This is a genomic window from Paenibacillus allorhizoplanae (assembly GCF_927798215.1).
Taxonomy (GTDB): domain Bacteria; phylum Bacillota; class Bacilli; order Paenibacillales; family NBRC-103111; genus Paenibacillus_E; species Paenibacillus_E allorhizoplanae.
In genome coordinates this window covers 85,664-108,541 of sequence record NZ_CAKMMW010000015.1, presented here as the reverse complement: position 1 = coordinate 108,541, position 22,878 = coordinate 85,664, and the positions used below count along the sequence as shown (strand labels likewise).

The window sequence follows — 22,878 nt, the reverse complement described above, 5'->3', positions numbered from 1 at the left end:
ATAAATTTAGGGAGGTTGAACGTGGGCCAAATTTGAGTAAAGAGGTGCATGCAGAATGATTTCACGCAGAAAGAAGGTTTATGGTGTAATTGGGTTAGCGATTTCGATGTTGGTGAGCGTAGCTCCTCCGGCATTGGCAGCAAGTACGGTGACGCTGTACAAAGACACGACGTACCAAACGATTTGGGGATTCGGTGCCGCAGCCAATCACCCGGTGAATGAGTTGAAAACGAATTACAATGCAACAACGCAAGGGCAAATTCTAGATAAACTATTCCGCACGGATGCATCTAACGCAGGGTTGTCGATCGTCAGGATGGAGATCAATCCCTATACGGCTGCGCAGGATGCTGTGCAAACGACGTTCATGCCGTCTTCAGGTGTGACGGATTGGAACACAGATCTGCATCAAAGATGGTTCGCCCAAGAAGCGAAGAATCGCGGGATGAATCAGTTCTATGCGGTGCCTTGGAGTCCCCCTGGCTGGATGAAAACGAATGGTTCGCCGAATAACGGCGGGCATCTGAGCACCTCGCAATATGATAATTTCGCCAATTACATGAAGACGTACGTGAATCAATATCGGAATGTATTCGGATTTAATATTAAATGGGTCAGTGTGCAAAATGAACCCGATTTAGCGACGCCTTATGCGTCGACGCAGTATACGAATAGTGAACTGGATCAAGTATCTGCGAAGGTTGCTGATGCGGTTCACAGCTTGAATCAAGGCGTATTGGTTGGAGCACCAGAGGGCTCGAATCGAACCGCTTCCAACAACTATATGAACGGTTTCAGTGAAACGACACGGACGAAACTGGATTTTGTCTCGGTACATGATTACAGTACGTATGTCGATGTGAACCATTATGGTAAACCGTTGATCGCGACAGAGGTTAGCAATTTCCAAACCGCCAATGATCCGAGCATCACGGATGGGTTGAAGTGGGCGAATATGATTGCCGCCGATTTGAAGCGAGGCGAGAGAGGCTGGTTGTACTGGTGGGCGGTCAATCCTGCTGCAAGCACCTCCGGAGAGGGGCTCATTAATCTAGGGGCCAATAATTCGTATACAGTGAATAAAAGGCTTTATGTTATGGGGCAATTCAGCCGTTACCTGCGTCCGGACGATACCCGCATTCTGGCATCCTCGAGCGACAGCAACCTTGTTGCTATTGGGGGGAAGAATGGGACGGGGCGTGTATCTGTTGTGCTGATCAATAACAGCACGTCGGCCATCACGACGACGATTAGCGGTCTGACGATGGCTAATGTTTCAGGAAGACGAACAAGTGCTACCGAGGATCTGGCCAAATTAACGGATATGGTTGTGACTGGCGGTGCTATTACGGTTACGCTGCCTGGCAAGTCCGTGACGAGCTATGTGGAGTTTTAAGCGGGAAGTGACGTTTAACCGCTGCTAGATGTGGGTATCCTTTTACTAGAATGATAGATTCAAGTGAAAGGTGGCGTGTGGCGATGACAACAGAGGCGACAACTGTATTCAAACCTGTCATTCCTAGCAAAATTGCAGAGTCCATTGAGAGCCTGCGTAGCGAAGGTTGGACGGCGGATGATTTTTTGAACTTTCCCCGATATGACGAAGAGTGTCCCGAGGCTCGTCTGTTATATCACTATTTCCGGAACAATCGTGTAACCTTTGCGGCGGCGGTCATCAATAGCTACAGCGTTCAGGAGATGCAGCAGTAAATCGATGGATGAATAGTGATCCTTACCTAGCTTTGGCTGGGTGAGGGTCTTTTTTTGCATTATCAGGCAATTTCAAAAGCCCCTGCCGTAGCCGAGATAGTCGAAAAAATCGACTTAGAGCAGCGAACCGTGCCCAGAGAGTTGCGAGAAAATTGGACAAGATGATCTGATTGCGGATATGTTGGTGAAAAAAATCCAATCATAAATATGTTATGTTAAGTGACACGTAAGTGGTTTTGTCAGCATAAACAGTGCTATTCCATTTTTCGTGTTATGATACTTGACATATAATTATTCTGAAAGTATACTCTAATTAACCGCACGACGATGTGCAACTAATATTCGAGGCAATGGCGCCTATCCTACCACAGGATAGGCGTTTTATGTCTTTTTGAAAGGGTGAATACGATGATGAAACACATGAAGAACCTTGTTTTGTTTATCCAATGTCTGCCTGTTGCTTTGAGATGGTACTAGTCTTTTCATGTTAGGTTTCAATACGTGTAAGCTCCATGTGTGTTAGACAACTTTTAACGCGGACGCTCGTCTAAGGGTGACCGCGCTTAAAGGTTTTTTCTCGTTTTTATCTAAACTTCATACTTTGGGTAAACTTTCATGATACGATGATGGCAAAGCAATGTGAATAGGTTGCATGATTAGGATGGAAGGGAAGTCGCGGAATGTCAGATGAACAATTAGCGGTTTTAGATGTGTACATTGAACAGGCCGGCTACGATGAGGTGCCGGATATTATTAAGGGGATTCATTTTACAGTGAGGCAAGGGGAGCTCGTGGGATTGTTAGGTCCGAACGGTGCCGGCAAAAGCACGACAATCAAGAGCCTACTTGGTTTGTTGAAGGATTTTAAAGGCAAAATCTCCTTCATGGGTGAAAATAAAAGCTACGCTTATATTCCCGAGCATCCCATTCTGTATGATGAGTTGACGTTGTGGGAGCACATGGAGTTCGCGGCATCGGTATATGAATTAGATCGCACTGTGTTCTTAGAGCGTGCTGACGATCTCTTGCATCGGTTCCGCCTATTAGATGAGAAGCATCAATTACCTGGGAAATTTTCCAAAGGGATGCAACAGAAGATCATGCTCATTCTTGGTTTTTTGAATAAACCCGATGTGTATATCGTGGACGAGCCCTTCATTGGGCTAGATCCGAAGGCGATCAAGGATTTCTTGGGGATGCTGGAAGAGGAGCGGCAGCGTGGGGCAGGCATTCTGATGAGTACCCATGTGTTAGATACGGCGGAGCGGATTTGCAGTTCATTTGTACTGCTTTCTGGTGGCAGATTGGTTGCGAACGGTACCCTGCAAGACATTCAAAAACAATGCGACATGCCGGATGCTACTCTGTTCGACTGCTTCCATTCCTTACTATGAGAGGGGGCGTGAGTGGGTTGAATAGCAGTTTCCAGGTTTTTACACGCAGAGTACGCTCAGATTTGAAATTTCAGTATCGGGCCTTACGCATGGCCGTCGATTGGGTCATCGCCATTTATTTCGTCATTCCTCTGCTGATCGTGGCGGGCTATCACTATTATGCGTGGTACATGACACCTCCTGCCTGGTTAAACGGGATATCCATACATACGGTGGCTACACTTTTTTACATATTCACATGGTTAGGCACGTTACGTTACTTTGTTGAAGAAGGAGATCAATTGTTTCTCCGGCAAAATGAAGGTTGGTTTCGACATCTCATGCATCTCGGCTATCGGTATTCGGTGGTGCTACAAGGGGTTACGTCGTTGCTAGTAACGCTTCTTTTCCTACCACTATTAGTACCTGTTTATTCGTTTAGCATCGCGCAGGTCGTGTGCTTTTGGCTGCTAACCTACGTGGTGAAGCTAAACATCGGCCTCATTCGACAATTGATAGCGCTTCGCTTCCAACGCTTCCTGCTATGGTTGCTTCGTATTGTGATTTTTGCAGCAGGCGTATTCGTATTCCAATGGTTAGTTGTGGAGATCAGGGATCAACTTCTGTACAGTTGGCTAGTCATCTTGTTACTGGCCGGTACTTTCCTGCTGCTAACTCGGACACGGCTGCGTGAAAAAGGTACCTTCTTCGCGGATGTCGCGCGCGAACGTGATGCACGGATGCGGATCGTTTCTCTCATGTTAATCCGTGTGATGGAGCGCAAAAGAAAACCAACCCGCAGATATCCGCTTCTGTTCAGCAGATCGCAGCGATTGCTCAAAGGAAAAGGCGCTGGCACGGGCATTGCTGAGCTATTAGTGAAATCGTATTTCCGAAATGGTCTGCAATGGCGGCAATCCATACAGTTTGTTATTGTCATCAGTGGCGCTCTGTTTATATTGCCAGGTGCGATTAAAATTCTCGTCTGGATTCTTGCGGCTGTCTTGCTTGTCTTCTGGCGCAAATCGTTCTGCAAGGATGAACTGACGGCGCCATTCCTGTCCCTATTCCCGATTCAAGATCCGATGAAACACCAAGCCATTCAGACAGCCATTCCGATCTTAGTGCTGCCAGCGATGATGGTCATTAGCTTAGTAGCAGGCATCTCAATGTTTACTTGGTGGGGACCGATTGTGATGATGGGAGTAGCGGTGCCGCTAACGTATGGAACTTCTTCGGTGTTTACAAGTTGGTATTGAGTAGGTTTTTATGCAAGGAATCAAAGGGGAGTCAGGATGTTCTGGCTGCTCCTTTTCTCTTGGGATAGAACAAGGGATTATAGCGGATGCTACCCAATAATTCCCTCTACAAGGAAATGAAAGAGAGGCAAGTTTTGATGGAACTTTTGTTGCCTTTATTCATTGTGGCAGCAGTAATCGTAACAGCTACGCTGCTCAACAAGCGCTATCCCCGAATCCCGTTGCCCTTTTACTTAATTGGTTTAGGAGCTTTGGTGTCATGGCTGCCATTCGTTCCTACGGATTTCGATTTTGAACCAGAGGCCTTTATGGTCTGTCTCATCGCGCCTATTTTATTTGGAGATGGCCGTGTCATCTCGCGCAAAGAATTGCTGGAGTACCGCAAGCCTATTTTGCTTATGGCGTTATGGCTTGTCGTCATTACCGTCATAGGTATCGGATATTTTATTCATTATTTGATCCCTGCGATGCCACTACCCGTCGCATTCGCTCTAGCGGCTGTCATGTCTCCAACAGATGCTGTTGCAGTGAAGTCGATGACTAGGGGAAGGACGTTCCCCAAAGGTTTAATGCCGATCCTAGAGGGTGAGTCGTTGCTTAACGATGCGGCAGGTCTTGTTTCCTTTAAAGTAGCTTTAGGTGTTGTAATGACAGGCGTCTTCTCGGTCCGATCAGCAGCTTGGGAATTTCTGCTAGTCGCCATAGGTGGGATTATCGTGGGGCTCGTACTAGGTGCAGTCTTGGTGAATTTCAGGCTATTTTTACGAAAAAAAGGTCTGGAAGAAGTCAACTCGCTTGTCACTATTCAGTTACTGACGCCGTTCGTGATCTATTTAGTTGCTGAGGAAATTCATGTTTCAGGGATCTTGGCCGTCGTAGTTGCGGGGATTGTGCACGGGTTAGAGCGTGATCGGTTACAGCAAACAACGACCAAACTGCACATCATCTCGACCAATACATGGTCTGTGCTAAGTTTCATTTTGAATGGACTCGTATTTGCCTTGCTTGGCTTATTGCTGCCAGAGGTTATAACAGGATTAGTTCATAGTGGTGAGGCTCCTATCTGGAAGGAGCTTGGATTAGCGGTTGCGATCTACGCGGCGTTATTTGCGGCTAGGTTCATCTGGGTTTATCTTTTTCATGACGAATTCGTTCCTTCTAATCAAAAGACGACAGAGACAAATACCTATACGAGTAGAAGGAGCTTTGCTCTTGCGGCTAGTTTTTGCGGTGTCCACGGTACGATCACGTTAGCAACGGCGTTGTCAATCCCTTTTGAATTATCTGATGGGACGGCCTTCCCTCTGCGCCATACGATTTTGTTTATTTCGGCCAGTGTAATCTTAATCAGCATGTTAGCTGCTACATTCGCAATGCCGTTTATTGGAAAATCAGTCACCGCGGCAACCTCCGACCAGGCAGCCTTGTCGTTGAAAGAAGCAAGTATTCTGCTGGCTAAGAGAACGATTCAAGCGCTCAAATCGGAGAAAAATGAGGATAACTACGATGCTACTCTCGCGGTTGTTCAACAGCTAGAGGAGCAAATACGTATGGACTGTTATGGAACGGTCAAAGTATCGGGGCCTTACATTCGTGAACTTCAACAAATTGGGCGAACAGCCGAAGCCGCTAGGTTGGCGGAATTGATTGCGCAAGGTGTCATTTCGCCGCAGTTGCAGTCTGTATTTACTTTATTGCATCAGCCGCAGTCGGAATCGTTCTTTCTTGCAAGGCTGCAATATCTCTGGGTTAGATTAAAGCTGAGCCTTCTGAACCGTAAGATTCAGCAGCACCGAAGAGAAGGGCTCCCAGAGAGATTTAGGTCCGTCACAGAGATGTTTGAAGAGCTGCAATCGATTGAGAAGCAGCTGCAAGAGGCAGCGGTTACAGCCATTCGTAAACAGCAATCGCCGAAGCATCAGTTAGAAGCGCTGCTCGTTATCCAACATTACGCTCGCAGTCAGAAACATGACGGTAAGCTTTTAAGCGCGCATTCGGAAGTCGATTTCCTACATCAACTAAGGATTGTTCAATTACGAAGTGTACAGATGAAGCGGGATGGGATCCAAGAGTTGGAAGAGGCTAATCAAATCTCAAGCGGAACTGTTCTTGAATTATTGCAAGCGATCAATTATGAGGAAATGCTTATTTTGGACAATGGCGAGAAGTAGAACGGACTTATAGAAAAGGGCCTTCCCCTAGTCACTAGGTGGAAAGCCCTTTTTCTCATTTTTTCGATCGAAGCAAATACCATTCCACGACAACAAGATTGATGATCAAACCAAACCATACGTTGATGTTGAGAATCTCGGCAACCATCTGCTCTCGGCCGCCTTCTGGAAGATGGAACCCGTGCATAGCTAGATAAAGGAGAATGCAGATCGGAACGATGATCCTAGCAGATACGGCAACGAGTGTGATGGCATAACTTCGCATCATCCAGATCCGATGCTGGGCGAGCTGCCCTTTGACCGCAAAGCGGAAACCATTCCACGTGGTGATCAGCCAAAGTACACTTAAGACCAGGAACGCCATGGCTTTCGTGAAGTTTTCTGCGTAAAAGCTTAAGACAACGCCTAGACATCCACTAAGCATGATGCTGAAGATATAGATGCGTCCGAGCGCTCGATGCCAGGCCGGATAGTTGGTGCGAAAGCGTGCATGAAATTGGAACAAGCCGCTGATCAGGGCAACCAAAGCAAGTGCAATATGACTCGTCAGCACGATGTAGTGCAACGGGAAATTCACATCAAGCGAAACGCGGCTGTTCGCTGGATCTAAGGTGACATAAGGGAATATCGCCACGATCGCAACCGCAATAATGATGATAATCGAGATTATTCCTAGCTTTTTGCTCATATATGGCTATAGCCCCCGTTAATTTACTCACTCCTCTCTTATTGTAAATCGAAGATCTAAACGGGTGCTTATTTATTTCTTAAAACAATCTAAAGTAGGGGTCATGAACAATTACTCCCTTTTTTATCAAATTCATAATAGTACGAAAGATGGTGGGAATCGTTCACACGCTGAAGTAACCAAATTGTGGTATTATTTTAAAATATAAGCATTTATAACTTCGTGGAGGTGCATAGGAATGCGTACAAATAAAATACCGCAAATACTTTCAGTCATCGTACTGGCAGGTCTGATCACTGGGGCCGTTGTGAATGACGTCTCAAGCCGTAAAGTTATGAGTGCTCCTGAGCTTAAGGTGGATGATAAATCAGACATTTCAACGTGGTCAGCTTCTCCTGAACCGTTATTTGATGGTAAAAATAATGAAAAGCTGAAGCCGTTTATGGGGCTGATGTCAGGTTCCATTGCACTTCAATATGTTGGGCCGCAACAGAAGCTTGCAGTTAGTTTCGATTATTGGAATGATGGCGTGAAGAAGAATACGTTAGCGGGCATGAGCATGATCATGATGGAGAAGGACAAAGACAAGATGGGGAACTACCATTTTGATGGTGATTTTGTCTATTCGTTTAAGGATCGCCAAGATCCTAACGGTGTTGTCTATAGCGAGCTGGAATATGCAATCATCGAACATAATGGTTACTATAGCACTGCAGTAAGGGTAGACAAACCAGTGGGGATTGGCATGACAGGTGAAATGAAATTACAACAGAGCGTCAAAGTCCTGCAAGATGAAAGTGTCGTGGTATGGGGGTTGCAAGGAACGGATAAACAATCGATGTTATCCTATTCGACCATTGCTGAAACGCTGAAAATTGCCAAATGGGCAATGACCGTCCGACTAGGTTTTATCGGGCCCAATGAGGAAGTGTAATCCGCAATGTTATGTATTTTAGTGTAAATTTATATGTGATTCAATGTATGTATTCTTATAGTAAATACCACTATGATTAGTTCATAAGTTCATATTATAGTGCAAAGATACTGGAGGGGTACTTATGCTGCATCCATTCATGGGAATCAAGGATTGGGATCGTATCGGCATGTCCGTAGAGGAATCAGCCAAAACCTTACAACGAATTGCTTATGTCGATCGCCAACTTATGCGAATTGAGGCTGCTCATATGGCGGCTAGACCTGAATATGAAATAAAAGGAGGGCTTGCGCGTTTGAGCTCGCAGGATGCGGAGCATCACGATCAATTCCGCAATCGCATTAAGCAGCTGCGCATGAGCACGGTAGCATTCGATAAATGTCCAGATGCATCGCTCAATGAGCTCATGCAAACGGTGCTGAATTCAGCAACAACTTTGTGTTTGTTTACGGCACTCTTTGACGTGGTGAAGCCTGCGCAAATTGCAGCCATTCATGCCTATAAAGGCAAAGCGCAGCCTCTCGTTGATGAACCTACGCTTCATATCTTGAAGCATCAACTCATCGACCGCGAGGAGCAAATGGACTGGGGGCGCGAGGCGCTTCAATATCTGCTGCAATCCGCATCGGAAACGGAGAAGGAACAAGCGCAGCATTGGAGAATGTATGTGGAACAGCTGCTTGCAGCAGCGGGCGGTATTACAGGATGGGAGGAACGAGTTCCCGTAGATCCATCTACTAGGATCGTAACGGAGCCGTTTGCCATGCCGCAAATCAGTACTCGGGACAGTCGTTTCAGCACACATGTTGTGAAAATGCAAGGGTTCGCCATTCCAGACAATGAGGAAGGACGATTCATGACGATGATGCTGTCGAGGTATTTTGAGATGTCTCCAGCGGAAGGCGTGGCTTATGTCCATTTCACAACCGAAGGCAAACCATGGCATTTCTACCGCGATACGGCTAGGCATATGTGGGATGAGGTTCGCCACAGTTGGTTCGGCGAGGCTGCACTTCGTGCGAAGGGGTACGATGTGTATCAATTCCCCAACTGGACGGGGTGGTACGATATGACAGCACAGCTGTTCGAGGGCACTGAAGCTTATTCGCATTTGACGATTGCCATTGAGAAGGCAGCAATGAAGTATCCACCAGGCAAGCGCGAGGAGTGGGAGTTCTGCCGGGATATCGCGAAGGATCCGCTTATGACGACGTTTCAAGATTTTGACTGGGCAGATGAGGTTGTGCATGCAGGCTTTGGACAGCGTTGGATGATTGAGGATGTTCATGGCGGCGATGCGCGTGCGGCACAGGAAGAAGCGGAGCGAACCGTGAAGAAACGTGCCGTGTACATGGAGGCGCATGGTGATCTGAATAAAAATAAACCGGCGGGTAGCCTAGGAGGCTATTAATACGAATGATGGGAAAAATCGATATAACCAGGATCAATGATGGCTCTAATCGCCCTCCACGGCTCGAAATTCATCAATCCATGTGGGCTATGATGGAGTTAGAAGCTGAGCTTTCTTTAGAGGCAAAGCTTGAGCGTATTGCAGGCGCGGGCTTTACTGGCATCCTGGCGAGAGTGCCGGAGATAGATGTTAGGGATGAGTGGAAACGGTTGCTGAACCAATACAGTTTGAGCTTTGGGTCCCATTGTTTCCCATTCAGCGCGGGTGACTTATCAGCACATATTCAGCATGCCGCAGATATGGATATGCTGTATGTGAATGGTCAGGTGGCGGACTCTTTTGTGATAGACGAAGAAGCTATTGATCTGCTAGGTGGACTCGCGGCTGTCTCGGCTGCGCATAGCATGCCATTTTGTGTAGAGACGCATCGCGGCAAAATTACACAAGACCTAATCCGTACTGTGCAATACGCGCAAGCGCTGCCGAATCTGCGGTTTACGCTGGATATCTCCCACTATGTGCTGGCAGGGGAAATGACGGAGAAGCAAGAAAAGGCGGAGCCTCTTCTTGATGTGGTGCTGCAACGAACGTCAGCAATTCATAGTCGACTATCATCGGGGGAGCAAATTCAAGTCGATGCTGGCTATTCGGATGCGATGCTGGCACGTTATGAGCAATGGTGGACACAAGCGATGCGCTATTGGCTTCAAGGGGCTAAGCCTGGTGATGTGCTTCCTTTCGTCTGCGAGCTAGGTCCTGCACCATATGCGATCAGGGGTCAAGATGGTCGGGAACTCTCCAGTCGGTGGGAGCAAGCCTTGATTTTGAAAAATGTGGCGCAAGCTTGCTGGAAACGTGTTACGGCGGAATAAGGGAGTACAATAAAGCGTGTGACTTTAAGGCCTTACTCGTATGCAACGAGTAAGGCTTTTGTTATTCTAAACAAGTTTTAATATTTCTCTTGAATTTTGTGAAATTAATCACAAAATTCAACCTTTTTCCACATATGTCAAATAAAATGTTGAACTATGAGGAATCTTGGGATATTATGGGTTGGGTTATAAAACTTTAAGACTATTAGTTGAGTATATCTACCTACTAGCCAAGTGAAAATGAACAAAGGCAAATCCGTCGAAAGGCGGAGACGCAAAGCCACGGGTCTAATCCATAAGTCACATTATGGGATGATAGCCGGGTTGCTCTTTAGAGCTTGGTTTTTTGGTGCGCAAAAATAACGATACGGGGGAAAAAGTAATGAAGTTTAGCAAATGGTTCATAGTGATAGTTTTATTTATGGTATTTTCATTGATGAATTGGAATAAAGCCTTTGCATTAAGCGTTCCTGGAGGAGATGCTAATTACTCCGGTGAGGAAGTAGTTTGGAACGCTTCGGACACCTCCGGAAACACTCAAATTTATTATAAAAATATAACAACCGAAGAAACCAAGCAAATAACGAATACCCCCACATCCAAGCGACTAGCTAAAGTAAAGGATGGGTTGATTGTATGGCAAGAGAAGCGGGATGTGCCGCCAGATAAACAATTTGATTGGAATGTATATGGTTATCAATTGTCCTCAGGGGTGGAGAAAAAGCTAAACGTTGATCCGGGCGCACATAGCATTCCTACTACTGATGGACGCTACATTGCTTGGTATAACAATAACGCAACTTCCGAACTGTATATATATGACTGGACAACAGATCATGTAGAGCAATTTGGCAAAGGTACTTTTCCGATTGTTTCCCACGGTAAGGTTATGTTTAAACCATACAATAAACCTGCATTGGGGCTGTATACAATTGCTTCTCACGAGACGAAGACAGTTGCTTCTGTACCTCAGCCGGGTTATGTTAGTTGGTTTGTTTTTAACGGTTCAGCGGGACTGTTTATTCACCAAAAAGATACAGCAACCCAATATATGATGGTCAATGTTTCGGAATCCGATCCAGTTGTCAAAGAGCTGACCCCCCTGACGACAAAACCGCGCGATTTTGCAGTCTTAGTCGCAGGCGATTCCTATATGGCGTGGATGGAAGATAAGGGCGGTGTTGCTCAGATTATGTCGGCGAGTGTTGCAAGCGGCGAAGTGAAACAGATTTCATCAGGAACGTCGGATCAGGTGCCGCTTGCCTTTACGGGTAATATGCTGCTTAGTACGGAGAATTTTTCTGCTGTAAAAACAGAATCCATAACCAGCTATTTCGCTGCTCCCCAGACGGGGGTGTCGCTTCCTCTTCCTCTTCCTCTTCAGTCATCGATCAAAGTAAAGCTTGGTCCAGCGGGTGGCGTGGTCACATCGAAAGATGGCAGCATCTCGATTGAATTTGTTCCAGGCTCGTGGCAGGCCGAAACGGAAGTAGAGCTCCAGGAGGTCACTTCCTTAGCAGCAGCACAATCCCCAGTCGAGCCAATGCAGCTCAAGTCAAGGGTATGGCGCATTCATTGGGGGACCCCGCCTTATCAACCGGGCGAATTGCAACTAAGCCACAACGATGCTGAGGTACTCCCATCCGAAACAAAAAAGCTTGCCATTTACACGTATAGTCCGGATCAAGGATGGAGCTTTAAAGGTGGAAAGGTGGACGGCAAGACTAAAAAGGTTCAGAGCAAGTTCGAAGAGGAAGGTACATTTGCGGTTCTTCTTTACGATGCCAAGTTCAAAGATGTTGAGAAGCATTGGGCTCAGACGCCGATTGAGGTGCTGGCTGCGCGAAGAATTCTAAACGGCGTTGAGGACGGAGTCTTCCAACCGAATGCCAAGCTTACCCGCGCCCAATTTACGAAAATGCTGGCAGCTGCAACGGGGCTTAAACCTGCTGCGGCTCAAGGACGCTTTGCGGATGTCCCCGCCGACTATTGGGGAGCTGGATGGATTGAGGCTGCAGCTTCACAAGGCTTGGTAGAGGGTGGAGATCAAGGATTTCTGCCCGATACCGAGCTGACTAGAGAGCAAATGATGGCGATGCTGATTCGAGCGGTAGGTAAAGAGAAGGAAGCGGATCAAATGACGGATGCTCTTTCCTTTGCCGATGCGAAGGAGATCAGCAGTTGGGCACAGGGGTATGCGGCACTGGCAGTGAAGCTTGGCTTTGTTGAAGGAAGCGCGGAAGGCATTCGTCCACAAGCGACATCGACTCGTGCGGAAGCGGCAATGGTAATTTATCGATTACTAATTAATCAAGACAAGATATAACGGAAAGAGAGGAAATCCAATTCATGAAGAAAAAAACGAAAACAACAGGGAAGCAAGCGATATCGCTTCTACTTTCCATACTTATATTCTTTACAGGATTACCCTTTATACCTGGAGGAGCGCTGCCGAGAGCGAAAGCCGCAACAGTGGTATCGGCTTCTCCATCGCAAATCAATGCAGTGTATGGAGAAACCACAAGCATAAACTGGGAATATACAGATCCTGCTCGTGATCCGATTACAGGTAAACCGATTCAAAGCGAGCATCCTACGAATGTAGAGCTTTGTGGCGGAGGTACCCGAAGTATCGTTAGTGGACAGAGTTATCCGGTTCTGAGCAATAACTCTGTGACATGGGACGGTCAAGTCGAAACGGGGGCTGGAAGTAATTACGCGTTGGATGGAGCGTACAAGGTCTGTGTGACACCAACGGATTTTCCAAGCGAGAAGCAAGATACAAGTATAACGGTGTTCAATCCGAACCCTCCTGCTCCGACGCATTTAGACATACGGCCTAACTATGATCCGGCAAACAACGATCCACATTTAGATGCTCTTAGACGCAAGACAACACATAAAATTCGAGGCTTAGCTGAAATTGGGACCGAAGTTACCTTGTACTATTCGAGAGTGTATCGCGAGGGGGATAAGCAGATCCAAGACCCCACTCAGAGGGTACTTGATCCATTAAGCGGAAGCATTTTGACACAGCAGAGATCAAGCTCGTGGGCACAAGGGTTTTCCATTAATGCAAGTTACTTCAACTCGTTTCCTGTGAATTCGACCAAAACCCCGAGCAGTCTGGTTGGGGAATGGGAAGCAGAAATTCAGCTGAAAGAAAATGAGATTTACAAAATTACAGCTGTTGCAAAGCGTATTCGGGACGGTAAGGTGTCTGCTCCATCAGCGCAGTATGCCATTTTGCGGCACGAAATACGGGATTATAATGTGACATGGGAATCCTTGGCGGGTTATTTTTATGTTGCCAAGACCGTACCAGAGATGGTTTTTGAAGGACAGAAAATAGCTACAGATAACGTGATTCCTTTTAAACCCTGCCTCGGAGTTGCAGGAGGCTGTCCTGGTCTGTTAGACAAGGGAGTTCAGTTATTAATCTATGATCCGGAATGGGCAGGTACATTTCAGCCAGGTGAATTGGATTATTTGACTCATATTGAGAAAATAACCAATCCTGCCAAATACCCGAGACCAATCGGGTTAGATCCGATTAACTTGGCAACAGGGGATTTCGTATTCTCCCATACGAATTTAAGTTTACAAGCTGCATTCCCGTTAGAATGGAGGATTACGTACCACAGTCGAGATACCTTTAATGGAGCTATAGGGTACGGTTGGCATCATAGCTATGAATGGAAATTGGAGCGCCGTGAAGGTGAAGTTATCGCCGTTACTACGCCTGAGGGTGCGAGCTATGAGTATCAACCGCAAGCGGATGGAACGTTTAAGCCTCCTTTTGGAACGTATAACACGTTGACCAAACAGCCGGACGAGACCTATTTGATGGAAATGCCGAATCATTGGAGCTATTTATTCCGTCAGGATGGCGTTTTGTTATCCATTAAGAACCCCAATCAGCTTCAAATCCATTTGAGTTATAGCGGTACGGTTCTGACCCGGATTCATACGGATGGTGCAGAGCTGAACTTGCAATATGGTGATGCGGGTAAAATAGCCACAATAACGGATCAATCAAGTCGTGAGGTTCGTTACACTTATGACAACAATCAGCATGACTTAAAGTCTGTAACACTGCCTGACGGCGGTACGATGAAGTTTGACTATGATCAGAACCATCGGATCACCGAGATTCGCAATCCGAATGATACGACCTCGCTCGTCAATGTCTATAATGAAGAAGGAAAGGTGAAAGAACAGACGGATTTCCGTGGGGTAAAAGGCTACATTACCTATGATACTGAGAATCATCAGACGAAAGTCCGAGATGAACTCGGTCGAATCAAAACGTACACGTACGATGAAAGACTACGTCAAACCGCCATTGAATATCCAGATGGCACCTTTGAGCGATTTGAGTACGATAACCAGGATAACATTAAGGTACGTACGGATCGGAATGGACATACAAGCCGTTTCTCCTATGATTTGAATGGGAATTTGGAGCAAGCCATTGATCCTATAGGTGCGATTACTACGATGAAATACAACGAGTGGAACCAGCCTAAGGAGATCATCGATAGTTTGGGTCATTCAACGCTGCTTTCTTATGACAATCAAGGCAAAGTCACTGCTATTGAGAATACGCTTGGAGAGATCAATACGATCCAGCGAGATGCAAAAGGCGTCGTCACGGGAGTTGTAAACGCCGAGGGTGAGAATGTAACGTTTGAGAACGATGCTCAAGGTTTTGCCAAATGGGTTACCGATCCATCTGGTGCCAAGAGCAATCTGGAGCGCGATCCGCTTCACCGTGTCACGCAGATGATCGATGCACTAGGTCAAATTAGTGGAATCCAATATGACGCACGGGATCGCGTGGTTGCGAAGCAAGATGCGCTGGGTCAGTTAGAGGAATTCCGATACGACAAGGATAGCAATCTGATCTACCACAAAGATGCGGCGGGAGCAGAGACCAACCTGCAATATCAGTTTGACAAGGTATCGAAGATCAAGGACGCGCTAGGAAACGAGACGGAGTTCATCTATGATGCTTTGAACAGATTGAAGCAGATGAAGGATGCGAGTGGCGCAGTCACTGAATATGAATATGACGTTAACGATCGCCCGAGCACAATCATTGTGAAGGATCGAGACGAAGATGACCACGAAGTACTTTTAACGACAACGCTCGAATACGATGCTGTTGGCAACATCACGAAACGAATCGATCCGAAGCACGGTGTCACCGAAATCAACTATGATGAACGTAACCTGCCTGTCCAGGTTAAAGATGCAACAGGCGGTATCACTAACTACGCCTATAATAAGCAAGGACAACTGATTCGGAATAGTAACGCACTAGAAGCGGCAACTACGTATCAATATGATGCGCTAGGTCGATTGATCCAACAGACGGATGCCTTGGGTCAGTCTATGACTTATGCATATGACAAGGCAGGACGTCTGACCAGTACCACCAAGCCAAATGGCGCCGTCTGGCAATTGCAGTATGATGTCCGTGGTGCTCTCGTTGCTACGGTCGATCCGATGGGGCATACGACATCTTTGGAACGCGATGTATTGGGCCGTGTGGTTCATAGTATTGATGAAGCTGGTAAGATCACTTCATATAACTACGATAAACTGGGACGCGTTACGAGTATCACCAACCCGTTAGGATACACGACAACCATGGCATACGACCCGATGGGTCGCGTTATGAAAGTCACCGATGCCAACAACCAATCAACCACCTATGCGTACGATCCCATCGGGCAATTGGAATCCGTTACGAATGCGCTAGGGGCTACCACCTCGTACGATTACGATACGGTAGGGAATATCACAAGCAAAATGGATGCGCTAGGCCGAGTAACCAGCTATCAGTACAATCAGCGCCATTTATTAACCCAGGAAATGAATCCGCTGGGTCAACCCACGAAACTGGATTATGACAGCAACAACAATGTGGTGAGCGTGCTATATCCAGATAATAAGGCGACTCATTATGATTATGATGCGGTCAACCGTTTAACGAGCGTTGTATATCCGGATCAGCAGCACGTTAAATACACCCATGACTTGTTGGGTCGTAGAACGACGATGGTGGATGCGACAGGTACAACCTCATATGCCTACGACGCCCTAAATCGACTAACGCAGGTCACAAACGGAGCGAATCAGACCGTCGGCTACGAATGGACGCCAACGGGACAACACAGCAAAGTTGTATACCCAGATCAGACGTCCGTCACGTATCAATATGACCAGTTAGACCGCATGACAAGTGTCACCGATGGAAGTGGACTGACAACAAACTATACGTATGACAATCGTGGCTTGCTGACGCAGAAGAAGCTGCCGACACAAGGCGTGAGTACGTATCAGTATGATGCACTAGGTCAAGTGCAGGATCTTCGTCACGCTAACCAGTTTGGTAAAGTTGTGGAACATTTGCAATATGCCTATGACCCCGTGGGGAACCGGACACGACTCGAGCGAGTAGAAGACGGTAACGACGAAGACGATTCAAACAGCGAGGATCATCAGGACTCGATGATTACCGAGTATGCCTATGATGCGTTGAATCAATTGACACAAGTGAGACAATATAATTCTCAAACAGTGGAAACGCCATCGTTGACGAACTACAGCTACGACGCGGTGGGGAATCGTCTAACGAAGCAAAGTGTATGGGATTCATTAACCAACACAGAGAACTATACCTATGATCCAGCAGATAAACTGCTGCATTGGCAGAGTGGGAGCGATTATAAAGACTTCACCTATGACCCACGGGGTAACCTGCTGCGCGTTATGGGAATCGAACAGGATGATGAGAGCCTAACAAGTCTGCTCAATTCAACTGTACTTAACCAAGTATACGGATCAGATGCGGTTACATCTGGCGTCTATGGAACTAGCCCTGCATTGCAAAGTGTTAGCGCAGCAGCTTCCTCATCTGCTCCTGAGCTTATCGAGGAATACATATGGGATTCGGCGAATCGCCTGAAGCAGCATCGCAGTGCGAAGCAAGATGTCTCGCAATTCTTCTACGATGGTGACGGTAATCGGACGAAAATGATCGTAGATGTGAAGCATGGTCCGACCGATCACAGTGATGGTGGGAACGGGCAAGGGAATAGCAATGGAAATGGAAATGGAATTGGAAATGGAAATGGAAATGGAAATGGAAATGGCAACAGTTCAAACAAATGCCATGAAGTGCCGCCAGGCTTCATTCCGCCGGGTCTTGCTAAGAAGTGCGGGCAAGTTGAAGAACCGTATCCGGACATGCACCCAGGCGGACCGCGCGAAGGCTGGGAGAAGGAATTCAAGAAGAAGCATTGGGAATTTAACTTTACCAATGATGTAAGTCTAGCGAATCCTGAACCCCTTCAAGTTACAGATAAAGATCAGCTAAGTGGCGCTAATGATTATTACCGTTGGAAACAGACCTATGCATACGGGGTTGGTGGCGAACGTATTTCCATGACCTATCTGCCAGCCTACGACGCCAACAACGGTTGGGACCCTCATGACGGTACTGCGGGGGCTGAACCAGGCGTTGCGCCTCGGACATTATTTTATCTGAATGATGCCCTTGGAAGTGCAGTTGGCCTGATTGAGAAGGACGGCCGTGTCTCAAGCCGTTACCATTACGACGAATTCGGCATCCCGACCGATGGGAAGAAGTTCGACATGAATTGGCCGGGACCGGATAACCTTTTCGGTTACACGGGATTAGGGTATGATTATAATAGCGGACTGTCGTATGCAAGGGCGCGGTATTATAAGCCGGAGTTAGGGCGGTTTGTTAGTGAGGATACGTATAAGGGGACGTTAGGGAATCCGCAGAGTCAGAATGGGTTTGCGTATGTGTGGAACAATCCGTTAAGATACATTGACCCGAGCGGATACAAGCCTACCTTGATGGAAGCCGCTTTAATGGCGCAAAACATTTATGGTGCAACAGATAATGACGTTATAAATGAAAAAACAGTTGCTGATAGATGGACAATAATTGACATCCTGAAAAATGAAGAGGGATTAAAAATAGGTGTATACTCAAGTGTCAAAGCAGATGGATCAACGGAATATGCACTGGTTAACAAAGGCACTAGCGAAAATGGAGATTGGGTCAACAATCTCCAACAACCATTTGGTTATTCAGATGACATGAAAGATTCGATTTCAGAATCTTCGTATTTTGTGGCTAACAATAAAGATAGTGAAATAACAATGGTAGGTCATTCAAAAGGGGGAGCTGAGGCGGTTGCAAATGCAGTTGCCAATAATAAAAATGCTATTACATTTAATCCCGCAAAACCAGACTTAAGTGAATATGATTTAAGTGACCTTGACTATACCGCAAGTGTAACGAATTATGTTGTTACGGGTGAAGTTTTAAACGATTTTTTTGGTGAAGTACCAACAGGGACAACGGTTTATTTACCACAGCAGGTTTTCTTTGATGAGAATAATGTTAGAAAAAAGAAGTGGTATAATGGACAGATGGTACTCTCTGATAGAGTGAAGGAAGCAGCGAGAGTGGCAGTAGCTAATCACTCTATGGATTCAGTGATAAGTGCTTTGAAGGAGGAATGATATAACTGAAAGCGAAAATATTTTTATTGCTAGGCATTCCATTGTTGGTGGCATTTGTATTCGTAGTGTATTTTGCTTTACCTTGGATTCTCATATTCATAGGTATTCATTTGGGACCGAATCCTCCGCGCCCTGAAATCACATACGGAGAATTTCCGTTTCGTTTGGAGTATGAAATTAACGGAGAGCGAAAGGTCATTCAGGATACTTTAATATGTGAATTTGATGGATTTGGTGCAGATGAAGCCAATGGAAAATATCGTAAGTGGAAAGATAGATTAGCTAGCGGGAATCAGAGAATAACATTGCTAAAGGTCGATCAAACAAAAGAAATATACTATTCTCCAGGTAGCCCAGACTATTATATGGGTGATTTGAAAGATACAGAGGGGTATCGACACGGTTTTCCCAATGCTTTACTTATTGAACGTCGGGACGGTAAATTTACGAGCAATAGATTAATAAGAGCAGACGAGTTGCTTAATAAATACCATATCAACTTAATAAGTTGGAATCCTAGCCCACCAATCAAGAATAATTTTTCTGAATGATTAATCCTAACCACCTTGCGACACTAACCATCGTAGGGTGGTTTTTTTTTTATTGATTATGATAATACACCTTACAATCCTGAATATCCTTGATTACATGCTAATGACATGTATATGAGGATCGAGTCTCTAGATAACGGTTGGGACTTGGGAAGCCAGATTTTTTGCGGAAGAGTATTATTTCGTTGATATGGATGGAAAGAGCAAGAGAAAAGGTGGAAGTGGAAGAGGTAAAGGGAGTAGGTAAAATAATATGGGAAAAAGTTTCTTGGTTTTATCCTGTTTATTTTCACAATAGTTACGATAGCAGGTTGTACAACTGGGAGGGGACATATGTCTTTTAACGATACGAGTGAAACTAAATTTATTGATCTTGCAATCGAAATGATAAGTATAATGGACCATGTATATTCTAATAGAACACATTATTTGGACGAAGAACGGTTTCTAATTGATAAATTTTATAATTTATCACATTCTGAGAGTCAAGAGATGATAAAGAAAGAGCTAATGAGAATCGAGAGTAAATATTTTGCGAAAATCAATTTTAAAAAATATGATGATCCTAAGAATGAGATTCTTGTGAACGAGTTATTACTCAGATCAAGACAAATTAGAGAACATATAAAAGAAGCAAACTAGCTATCTCACCACCTTGCGATTAACCATCGTAGGGTGGTTTTCTTTTTGTACGCCGCTGTTGCGTTCGAGACGTAAAAAAACATTTGGAGCGGGTAGGGTGGGGGACTTTCTCTTAAGAGACCCCACCCAGTGCCGAATGAATTACTATATCAGAATCTAATGAACTTACCTTTGTAACCCCCGTATAATAAATTCCTCAAATGAACGTATGTATACATGGCATCATCATCAAATTGCAGGTAAGATGCAGTTAGTCGATGCAAATATTCATGCAAAAACTGGTCATTCTGGCGGCAGATCTATATGGGGATTTGGGAGGGCAGGAAGAACAGGTAGAGGTGGTACTGATGAATAAAAGATGGAGGGCAAAAGAATGAATGTAACTTGGGACTTTACAGACAAGAAGGTTACAAAAGATGAAATAGTCAATGTAGGGGATTATTGGAACATTCAATTTCCAGATGATTATGTCAATATTGCATGTGAAAGTCATGGGGGTTCACCCATACCAGATTCATTTGATTTTGAAAATCATGAAGAAGCGGTTTTTGGTTACTTGTTGAGTTTCAATCATGATAGTATTAATTATATTATTACTACCTATGAGAATGTTAAAGACAGGCTACCAAGTGATGTTATTCCTATAGCAGATGATCCATTTGGGAATCTAATTTGTTTTGATTTCAGAATGAATAACAAAAATCCAAAAGTAGTATTTTGGGATCATGAGATTGCGTTTACTAACCCTGATAGAGCTATTTCTTTTATAAGTAGTTCTTTCAGTGACTTAATTAATAAGCTGTATGAAGTGTAGAAGTTATAAGGTAATACAAATTTAAGAAAATCGTTCAACCACAATGAGACTAACTCTCACTTGTGGTTTTCTTTTTATCCTCCGCCCACCCAGTGCTGAATGAATCAATTATTCAACCAATAACACATATAACCCATGTAAATACCTGCATAAAGCCTCTTGCTCCCATCAAACAGCTGGATCTTCAGTCTGCCCGAACAGAGGATATTGACGGGATAGCTGAGTGTCACACGCTAAAATCGCTCGATCTATTACACAGTAAGGATATCGATTTTGCAAAGTGGAACCGAGTGCCTTTGGAGTCCCTTGGAATAGTACAAGGTAGATTCAAAGAATTGGGGAACACGTCTCAAGTAAGAAGTTTAAAAAAAATGAGGCTTTTGGGTTGTTGCAGCCTTGAACGGTTTACAGGTGATAATAGCCGAATTACATGGATGTGGATTGACGGTAGTAAGAAACTGGATTTACGAACCGTACAAACATTTCAAGGTATTGAGGCAATAGCCGTGATTGGCAATTCTAATGAAACTGCATTGTCCGAAATTGTAATGTTCAAGTCGATATTACAAATTTGAATCGTCAATTTCCAAGCTAAGAAGAAATTCTTATCTCCCAAATGAAGGAAGAACAAGTGCTCGAACTTAGTAAACATAACCCAAATGTACTTGTCAAAGGGGAAACTTTACAGGTTAGAAATGTAGGTTTAAGAACAATTAACGCCTTAAATGGAAGTCTAGTGGAAGAGTAAAACAGTCTTGTCAGAGTGATAGGGGACCACAATCGAGACTAACCTCTCGCTTGTGGTTATTTTTTTCTACGCTTCCAAACCTAAGAGCGCAAAGTGGGAAACAACAGCATCCTCTACGGCGCTATAATATTGAAAATAAATTATATTAATACGACCCATCCAAAATCAGGAAATCTATCGAATAACTAATAGAGTGAGAAAGTTCCATAATAAGCTACATAAAAAAAGGAGTCGATTTTATGAAAATGAAAAAAACATGGATGATTACAGCTTCCTGCATCGTGGCAACAAGCCTTATGGCTGGATCAGCATTCGCCAAATCCGAGAATAGTAACAGTGCGGATAAAGCTAATGGGTCCAAAACAGACGTAGAAATCAATGTAAATGTCAATGGAAGTACGGATGCAACGGTCACTTCCGATACATATGGCCAAGGTAAGAATGGTTATAAAGGTCTACTTAATGCGTTAGAAAATGTGAAAAATAAGCCTGCTGGAGCTGTTATTGCCGATCTACTTTTGACTAACTATGGTGCTCACATTAGTGCTGAATTAAAGGCTGAACTTGATTTAATTACGGATAGAGATGCTGCGTTAGCAGCTGTTGCTGACGTATTGGACGAGCAGGGAAGTGTAACGGATGCGGTTTATGTTCAAAAGGAAGCAGTTAAGGTAAACCTTAAAAACATCAATTCCTATAAAAAGCTAACTAAGCTTTATCACAAGTTAGGGAAAAAAGGTGTATTCTTATACGTGAATGGTGAGCAACCATCCTTGGAAGTGAATCCATTCATTAAAGATGGCAGCACACTAGTTCCATTCCGTGCCATTTCGGAAGCGTTAAAAGCTGAAGTGAAGTGGGACGCAGAAGAGCGTTCTGTAACGGTTACACGAGACGGTGTTAGTGTTAAACTCTTTATCGACAGCACGAAGGCTTTAGTAGACGGTAAAGAAGTTATTTTAGAGGTTCCTGCAACGATCGTTGAAGGCAATACGGTTGTGCCAGTTCGTTTCATTAGCGAGTCATTGAAAGCAACGGTTAAATGGGAAGACGAGACCCAATCAGTCGTCATTTACGAAGAAGAATAACCTTTCGTTCCAATTGGAGCCTACATGTGTAGGCTCTTTTTTTAAA

17 protein-coding genes and 1 riboswitch are annotated in these 22,878 nt (G+C 45.0%); of the genes, 16 read left to right on the top strand and 1 reads right to left on the bottom strand.

Annotation, left to right across the window (positions count from 1 at the left end):
• Positions 1 to 55: 55 nt before the first annotated feature.
• The 5 genes from L6I86_RS22435 to L6I86_RS22415 all read left to right on the top strand — a co-directional run bounded on the left by L6I86_RS22435 (position 56) and on the right by L6I86_RS22415 (position 6,513).
• On the top strand, positions 56 to 1,396 hold the full coding sequence (locus tag L6I86_RS22435) for a glycoside hydrolase (RefSeq protein WP_236290669.1): 1,341 nt from the start codon (positions 56 to 58) through the stop codon (positions 1,394 to 1,396).
• Between the two features lie 83 nt (positions 1,397 to 1,479).
• Entirely contained in the window at positions 1,480 to 1,710 is a 231-nt protein-coding gene (locus L6I86_RS22430) for a hypothetical protein (protein WP_236290668.1), read from the top strand.
• A 680-nt stretch (positions 1,711 to 2,390) separates the two neighbouring features.
• Positions 2,391 to 3,104: an ABC transporter ATP-binding protein gene (locus L6I86_RS22425; protein WP_057308850.1), complete on the top strand. Its 714-nt coding sequence runs from the start codon at positions 2,391 to 2,393 to the stop codon at positions 3,102 to 3,104.
• Positions 3,105 to 3,121: 17 nt separating this feature from the next.
• Positions 3,122 to 4,342, top strand: coding sequence for an ABC transporter permease (locus tag L6I86_RS22420; RefSeq protein WP_236290667.1), 1,221 nt, complete (start codon positions 3,122 to 3,124; stop codon positions 4,340 to 4,342).
• 137 nt (positions 4,343 to 4,479) lie between these two features.
• A complete protein-coding gene (locus L6I86_RS22415) occupies positions 4,480 to 6,513 on the top strand; it encodes a Na+/H+ antiporter (RefSeq protein WP_236290666.1) in 2,034 nt (677 codons plus the stop codon).
• A 55-nt stretch (positions 6,514 to 6,568) separates the two neighbouring features.
• Here L6I86_RS22415 and L6I86_RS22410 read toward each other — a convergent pair whose 3' ends face one another.
• Complete coding sequence (locus tag L6I86_RS22410; protein WP_236290665.1) at positions 6,569 to 7,201, bottom strand: DUF2306 domain-containing protein; 633 nt, start codon at positions 7,199 to 7,201, stop codon at positions 6,569 to 6,571.
• A 238-nt stretch (positions 7,202 to 7,439) separates the two neighbouring features.
• On the opposite strand from L6I86_RS22410, the gene L6I86_RS22405 reads away from it, so the two are divergent.
• From L6I86_RS22405 to L6I86_RS22355, 11 genes are all read left to right on the top strand, one after another.
• Positions 7,440 to 8,135 (top strand): hypothetical protein, encoded by a 696-nt coding sequence (locus tag L6I86_RS22405; RefSeq protein WP_236290664.1) that lies wholly within the window; start codon positions 7,440 to 7,442, stop codon positions 8,133 to 8,135.
• Between the two features lie 124 nt (positions 8,136 to 8,259).
• A complete protein-coding gene (locus L6I86_RS22400) occupies positions 8,260 to 9,546 on the top strand; it encodes a hypothetical protein (protein WP_236290663.1) in 1,287 nt (428 codons plus the stop codon).
• 5 nt (positions 9,547 to 9,551) lie between these two features.
• Positions 9,552 to 10,418 carry a sugar phosphate isomerase/epimerase family protein gene (locus tag L6I86_RS22395; protein WP_236290662.1) on the top strand — a complete coding sequence of 289 codons (867 nt, stop codon included), beginning with the start codon at positions 9,552 to 9,554 and terminating at the stop codon, positions 10,416 to 10,418.
• A gap of 239 nt (positions 10,419 to 10,657) precedes the next feature.
• Positions 10,658 to 10,750: riboswitch (cyclic di-GMP riboswitch) on the top strand.
• Between the two features lie 50 nt (positions 10,751 to 10,800).
• The gene (locus L6I86_RS22390; RefSeq protein WP_236290661.1) at positions 10,801 to 12,744 is read left to right on the top strand and encodes an S-layer homology domain-containing protein; all 1,944 of its coding nucleotides are present in this window, start codon (positions 10,801 to 10,803) and stop codon (positions 12,742 to 12,744) included.
• A gap of 23 nt (positions 12,745 to 12,767) precedes the next feature.
• Positions 12,768 to 18,989: a DUF6531 domain-containing protein gene (locus tag L6I86_RS22385; RefSeq protein ID WP_236290660.1), complete on the top strand. Its 6,222-nt coding sequence runs from the start codon at positions 12,768 to 12,770 to the stop codon at positions 18,987 to 18,989.
• A gap of 26 nt (positions 18,990 to 19,015) precedes the next feature.
• Complete coding sequence (locus tag L6I86_RS22380) at positions 19,016 to 19,540, top strand: hypothetical protein (protein ID WP_236290659.1); 525 nt, start codon at positions 19,016 to 19,018, stop codon at positions 19,538 to 19,540.
• A 333-nt stretch (positions 19,541 to 19,873) separates the two neighbouring features.
• Positions 19,874 to 20,182, top strand: a complete 309-nt coding sequence (locus L6I86_RS22375; RefSeq protein WP_236290658.1) for a hypothetical protein — start codon at positions 19,874 to 19,876, stop codon at positions 20,180 to 20,182.
• Between the two features lie 184 nt (positions 20,183 to 20,366).
• A complete protein-coding gene (locus L6I86_RS22370) occupies positions 20,367 to 20,537 on the top strand; it encodes an HNH endonuclease (RefSeq protein ID WP_338113429.1) in 171 nt (56 codons plus the stop codon).
• A gap of 18 nt (positions 20,538 to 20,555) precedes the next feature.
• Positions 20,556 to 20,996: an SMI1/KNR4 family protein gene (locus tag L6I86_RS22365; RefSeq protein ID WP_236290656.1), complete on the top strand. Its 441-nt coding sequence runs from the start codon at positions 20,556 to 20,558 to the stop codon at positions 20,994 to 20,996.
• A gap of 62 nt (positions 20,997 to 21,058) precedes the next feature.
• Positions 21,059 to 21,571, top strand: a complete 513-nt coding sequence (locus L6I86_RS22360; RefSeq protein ID WP_236290655.1) for a hypothetical protein — start codon at positions 21,059 to 21,061, stop codon at positions 21,569 to 21,571.
• A 418-nt stretch (positions 21,572 to 21,989) separates the two neighbouring features.
• Positions 21,990 to 22,832, top strand: a complete 843-nt coding sequence (locus L6I86_RS22355; RefSeq protein ID WP_420851917.1) for a copper amine oxidase N-terminal domain-containing protein — start codon at positions 21,990 to 21,992, stop codon at positions 22,830 to 22,832.
• Positions 22,833 to 22,878: the final 46 nt, after the last annotated feature.

Coding starts and splice junctions, on each gene's coding strand:
- L6I86_RS22435 (WP_236290669.1), top strand. CDS start 56: ATGATTTCACGCAGAAAGAAGGTTTATGGTGTAATTGGGTTAGCGATT.
- L6I86_RS22430 (WP_236290668.1), top strand. CDS start 1,480: ATGACAACAGAGGCGACAACTGTATTCAAACCTGTCATTCCTAGCAAA.
- L6I86_RS22425 (WP_057308850.1), top strand. CDS start 2,391: ATGTCAGATGAACAATTAGCGGTTTTAGATGTGTACATTGAACAGGCC.
- L6I86_RS22415 (WP_236290666.1), top strand. CDS start 4,480: ATGGAACTTTTGTTGCCTTTATTCATTGTGGCAGCAGTAATCGTAACA.
- L6I86_RS22410 (WP_236290665.1), bottom strand. CDS start 7,201: ATGAGCAAAAAGCTAGGAATAATCTCGATTATCATCATTATTGCGGTT.
- L6I86_RS22405 (WP_236290664.1), top strand. CDS start 7,440: ATGCGTACAAATAAAATACCGCAAATACTTTCAGTCATCGTACTGGCA.
- L6I86_RS22400 (WP_236290663.1), top strand. CDS start 8,260: ATGCTGCATCCATTCATGGGAATCAAGGATTGGGATCGTATCGGCATG.
- L6I86_RS22395 (WP_236290662.1), top strand. CDS start 9,552: ATGATGGGAAAAATCGATATAACCAGGATCAATGATGGCTCTAATCGC.
- L6I86_RS22390 (WP_236290661.1), top strand. CDS start 10,801: ATGAAGTTTAGCAAATGGTTCATAGTGATAGTTTTATTTATGGTATTT.
- L6I86_RS22385 (WP_236290660.1), top strand. CDS start 12,768: ATGAAGAAAAAAACGAAAACAACAGGGAAGCAAGCGATATCGCTTCTA.
- L6I86_RS22375 (WP_236290658.1), top strand. CDS start 19,874: ATGTCTTTTAACGATACGAGTGAAACTAAATTTATTGATCTTGCAATC.
- L6I86_RS22365 (WP_236290656.1), top strand. CDS start 20,556: ATGAATGTAACTTGGGACTTTACAGACAAGAAGGTTACAAAAGATGAA.
- L6I86_RS22355 (WP_420851917.1), top strand. CDS start 21,990: ATGAAAAAAACATGGATGATTACAGCTTCCTGCATCGTGGCAACAAGC.